This is a genomic window from Bradyrhizobium sp. P2_E8 (genome assembly GCF_056403875.1).
Genome location: NZ_JBFUES010000615.1, coordinates 1 through 4,633, shown reverse-complemented (window position 1 = coordinate 4,633; position 4,633 = coordinate 1). Strand labels below are relative to the sequence as shown.

Here is a 4,633-nt window from a genome sequence, read left to right as displayed (position 1 = left end):
CGAGCCGCCCGGGCGCCAGGCCTGACTCGGCAAGCGCGGCGGCGACCTTGAGCGCCAGCGTCTTGGAACGGAACTGCACCGGCGAGACATTTACGGCGATGTGGATATCGCCGGGYCAGGAGGCCGCCTCGGTGCAGGCCTGCCTGAGCACCCATTCGCCGATCTCGCCGATCAATCCGGTGTCTTCCGCGACCGGGATGAAGTCGGCGGGCGAGACCATGCCGCGCTCCGGATGGTGCCAGCGCAGCAGCGCCTCGCAGCCGGTGACGACGTTGGCCGCAAGATCGACCAGCGGCTGATAGTGCACCTCGAACTCGCCGCGCGTCAGCGCCTGCCGCAGATCGAGCTCCAGCTGCCGGCGCAGCCGCGCCTTGGCGTCGTATTCGGGCGTGAAGACGCGGAAGGTGCGGCGTCCCTCGGATTTGGCGGCATACATCGCCAGATCGGCGCGCTTGAGCAGATCGTCGAGATTGTCGCCGTGGTCGGGCGCGATCGCGATGCCGATGCTGGCATCGGTCGGAACCTCCTGGCCCTTGCAGTTCACGGGCGCACGCAATGCGTTGAGGATCGTTTCCGCCAGCGCCGTCAGCTCGGCCTGGTCGCTGGTCCCGGCCTTGACGATGGCGAATTCGTCGCCGCCCAGCCGCGCGACGAGGTCGTTGCCGCTGACGCAGGCGCGCAGGCGGTTAGCGACCTGGCGCAGCAGTTCGTCGCCGACCTCGTGTCCGAGCGAATCGTTGACGCCCTTGAACTCGTCGACGTCGATATAGAGGATCGCGAACGGTTTGCCCTGGCTGAGCTCCGCCACGCGGCGTTCCAGATGGCCGCGCATCAGCACGCGGTTGGGCAGGTCGGTCAGCGCGTCGTAATGCGCCATGTGCGCGATGCGTTCGTCGGCGCGGATGCGCTCGGTGACGTCGTCATGGGTCGCGAGCCAGCCGCCGGCGGCACCGGGCTGGTTCTTGACCTCGATCAGGCGGCCGTCCGCGGTCTGGACGATGGCGCTCTGGGTTCGCCCGGCATTGCTTAGAATGTCGTCGCAGTAGGACGCGACGTCACCATGGAACGATCCGGTGTCATGGCGATGCTGGATCACGTCGCGGAAATAGGCGCCGGGCTTCACCACGTCGGCCGACAGTCCGTACATCTCGATGTAGCGCCGGTTGCAGACGATCAGCCGCTCGTCCTGGTCGAACATCAGAAGACCCTGCGTCATCGTGTTCATCGCGGTGTCGAGCTGCTGCTTCTCCGCGGCGAGCCTGCGCGTCATCTGGCGGAAGATCAGGAACAGCGTGAGCACGAGCAGGCCGATCGACAGCACGGCGATGGTGACGAAGAATTTTGTCTGCGTGTGCCAGGTCGCCAGCGTCGCATCCAGCGATTTGGTTGCGACCACGACCAGGGGCACGCCCGTCAGGAGGCGCGCGGCGACGATGCGGTCCTTGCCGTCGATCGGGCTGGCGAGCTGCGTCGTGACGAAGGTGCGCTCGAACACCGCCATCTGCTCGCGCGTGCCGTTGCGAAAATTCTGTCCGATCATCGCGTCGACATGCGGAACGCGCGCGAGCAGCTGGCCGTTCTGGTGGTGCATCGCGATCGAGGATTCCTCGCCGAGCCCGGCCGAGGCGAAGAAGGATTCAAGCTGCTCCGGCGAAATGGCCCGCGACACCAGGCCGAGGAATTCGCCGTGGGGACCGGAGACGCGCCGCGCGAACACGATCGCAGATCCATTGCCGAACCGGCCGGGCACGACTTCGATCTCTTCCTGCGAGGCCGGATCGTTCTTGAGGCGATTGAAATAGCCGCGGTCGGCGACCGAAATATCGGCGACCGGCCAGCGCCGCGACGAGTTGATCAGCACGCCCTTGGAATCGAACAAATTGGCGCCGGCGACGTCGGACCAGCCGCTCGCCTTTGCGCGCAGCACCTCGTGCATGGCCAGCGTACCCATCTCGCTGCGGAAGATATCGGCGGATGCGATGCCATGGCTCTCGAGCTCGGCGATGACGCTCTTCTGGAGCACCGCAAAGTCCTCGAACTCGCGGTCGAAATGCCGGGCGAGCATGCGCACGGAGTTTTCCAGGCTGTCGCGGCCGCTCTCGATCGCATTTTGCCGGAAACGATCGACGGTGAGCGCGGTGCCGATGGCCATCGCGACCATCAGCACGAAGCCGCCGGCGATCAGCCACGTCAGCGGCGCTCCCTGCCAACGGCGGAGCAACGCGCGCACGCGCGTGGTCCATCGGATTGATGTGCCCATCCAGCCCTCCCGTGGGATGCAAGATGCAGCAAAACCGACAAGAGCCCGTTACCAGTAAGGGTTAGGGAAACATGAATCGGAACGGAATCAGGAGGTTGGTTCCCTCGATCGCCGAGCGCTCCGTAGGCTGGGTTTACGCTGACGCGATTCCGGTGGATCACCGGCGGATTTCCCACTTCAAGGCTTCCGCGTTGGCCTTGGCGAACATCGCCGGCACGTCGAACTTTCCGGTCTCGAGATCATAGCGGCAGCGCCAGCCGCCCAGTCCCTTCATGGCGACGTTCTTGGGGTGGTTGTCATACTCGCCCGACAGCGAGATCACGAGGTAGCGATTGTTGGGCCAGTCCATGCCGAGCGAGCGATAGGCCTCTTCCGTACCCTCCATGAGATTGGCCGAGATGTGGAAGTTGAGCTTGGCGAACCTCTTCGTCTCCGGCCGGCCGTAGAAATAGGCCCAGGCGAGATTGCTGAGCGGCTTCTTCGTCGCGCTCGCGAAGGCGCCCTTCTCGACATGGTAGAGATAGAGGTCCTGCTCGCCCGAGCCGGTCTTCTGCATCCGCACCAGCCATTGCGAGTCGCTGGTGAAGCGGAAGCCGGCCCCGAAGCCCTGCTCGGGCTTCAGCTCCGTCATCTGCTCGCCGCGGCGAACCCAGGCCTGCCATTTGGCGTCCCAATCCCCGCCGTCCTTCATGTACTGCTCGATCTTGGTGGCGCCATCGGGCGAGGTGAAGGCGAGGCCGGCATTGTTGGTGAGGATGTAGTCCGGCGGCGGACCGGATGCGGCGAGCGCGGGCGAGGCGACGAGTGTCAGGGCAAGTGCCAGCCATCGGGCCGGGCGGGAAAATGCGTTCACGGAAAAAATCCTCAAAAAATATGCCGCGATGCGGCCTCGATCATTTGACGCCGACGGGGCCGCGCCGGTTCATGTGCGCTAATCCCTTCGAAAGTCTTGCTGCCGCAGCCAAATCGGCGCAATTTGCCGGCCTCGGTTGATTTGCGACCCAAGGGTTCATTGTCTGATGATCACCGCTTCCAAGGCCTTCATTGCGTTCTGCCTGCTCGCGGTGGGCGGCACCGTGCTGGTGATCGGTCCCACCGAGCTGCGCCGCCTGTTGCCGGGCGGGGCGAACACCGAGATCGCCGTCGCGGCCAAGCCTGAGGTCAAGCCTGAGGCCAAGGTCGAAGCCAAGGCTGAAACCAAGGCGGAACCTAAAGCCGAGACCAAGGCAGGGACGAAGCCCGAAGAACCGAAGCTCGCCGCCGGCGCGCCGCCTGCGCCGAAGCCGGCTGGTCCATTGGACGAGACGCAAAAGCAGGTCACGGAGCTCGCCGATCTCGCGCCGGTCAAGCCGCCGGCGGCCGCGACCGTCGCCGGTCCTCGCTTCGATGTCGCCCGCGTCGACGACCATGGCGAGGCGGCGGTGATCGCGGGCCGGGCTACGCCGGGCGCAAAGGTCGAGCTGCTGCGCGACGGCCAGCCGCTTCATTCGGTCGTGGCCGATGCGTCGGGCCAGTTTGTCATGACGCCGCCGCAGCTCCCGGCCGGCAGCTACGAGCTGACACTGCGCGCCAAGGCGCCGGATGGCACCGTCACGCAGTCCGGCCGCACCATGCCGGTGACGATCGCCGAGGCGGCGCCGCCGCCGGCGCGTGTTGCACCGCCCACGACCAGGCAGGAAACGAAGCGGGCCGAGACGCCGGACGAGAAATCGGATGTCGTGGCATCCTTGCCGTCGGCATCGGACAGGCCCGCGGCGCGGCCCAGGGTGATGGGGGCACCGAAACCAAGGGGCATGGCGCGAGCGACGACGGTCGCGTCGGCTTCGCCGGGCGACGCCCTCAGCGGCACACCGGCAGAGGCGGGCGGCAGCAGGGTGATCTCCCGCGGCGACAGCCTGTGGGCGCTCAGCCGGCTCGCCTACGGCGACGGCGCCCGCTACGCGGTGATCTTCAAGGCCAACCGCGACAAGATCCACAACCCGAACCTGATCTATCCCGGCCAGACTTTTGTGCTGCCGCAAAAAGCGGAGTGAGCGCGGCGCTTCGCCGACGCGATTGCATCTCCTGCAGCCATGATTGCGATCCTCCCTCTCCCCGTCCTTACGAGGGGGTGAGGGACTGTCTCCGCGACGGCAAAGACACCGCCGCGACGCTTTGACCCCCACACTCGCGGAACCTTTGGTTCCCCCGTGCGTCATGTGATGTGAGGTGGTTCGCTTGGCGCTGGAGGAGGGCCAAGGTGGTCAGGTCGGCGGTCATGTCGGGATCACGGATGCGCCTCGCGCTGGCGGGCGCCGGCCTTGTCATTCTGGCCGTGCTGCTGCCGAACAAGGCCGAAGCGCAGTTCGGATTGCGCGGCGGGCCGCTCGGCGT

3 protein-coding genes are annotated in these 4,633 nt (G+C 66.2%); 1 reads left to right on the top strand and 2 read right to left on the bottom strand.

From position 1 onward, the window contains the following. Together AC1D00_RS27950 and AC1D00_RS27945 are read right to left on the bottom strand one after the other, a co-directional pair. On the bottom strand, nt 1-2,260 hold a 2,260-nt coding region (locus tag AC1D00_RS27950; RefSeq protein ID WP_477012874.1), incomplete at its 3' end, for a bifunctional diguanylate cyclase/phosphodiesterase. A gap of 157 nt (nt 2,261-2,417) precedes the next feature. Then, entirely contained in the window at nt 2,418-3,113 is a 696-nt protein-coding gene (locus tag AC1D00_RS27945) for a hypothetical protein (RefSeq protein WP_477012873.1), read from the bottom strand. A 166-nt stretch (nt 3,114-3,279) separates the two neighbouring features. On the opposite strand from AC1D00_RS27945, the gene AC1D00_RS27940 reads away from it, so the two are divergent. After that, nucleotides 3,280-4,293, top strand: a complete 1,014-nt coding sequence (locus AC1D00_RS27940; protein WP_477012872.1) for a LysM peptidoglycan-binding domain-containing protein — start codon at nt 3,280-3,282, stop codon at nt 4,291-4,293. Nucleotides 4,294-4,633: the final 340 nt, after the last annotated feature.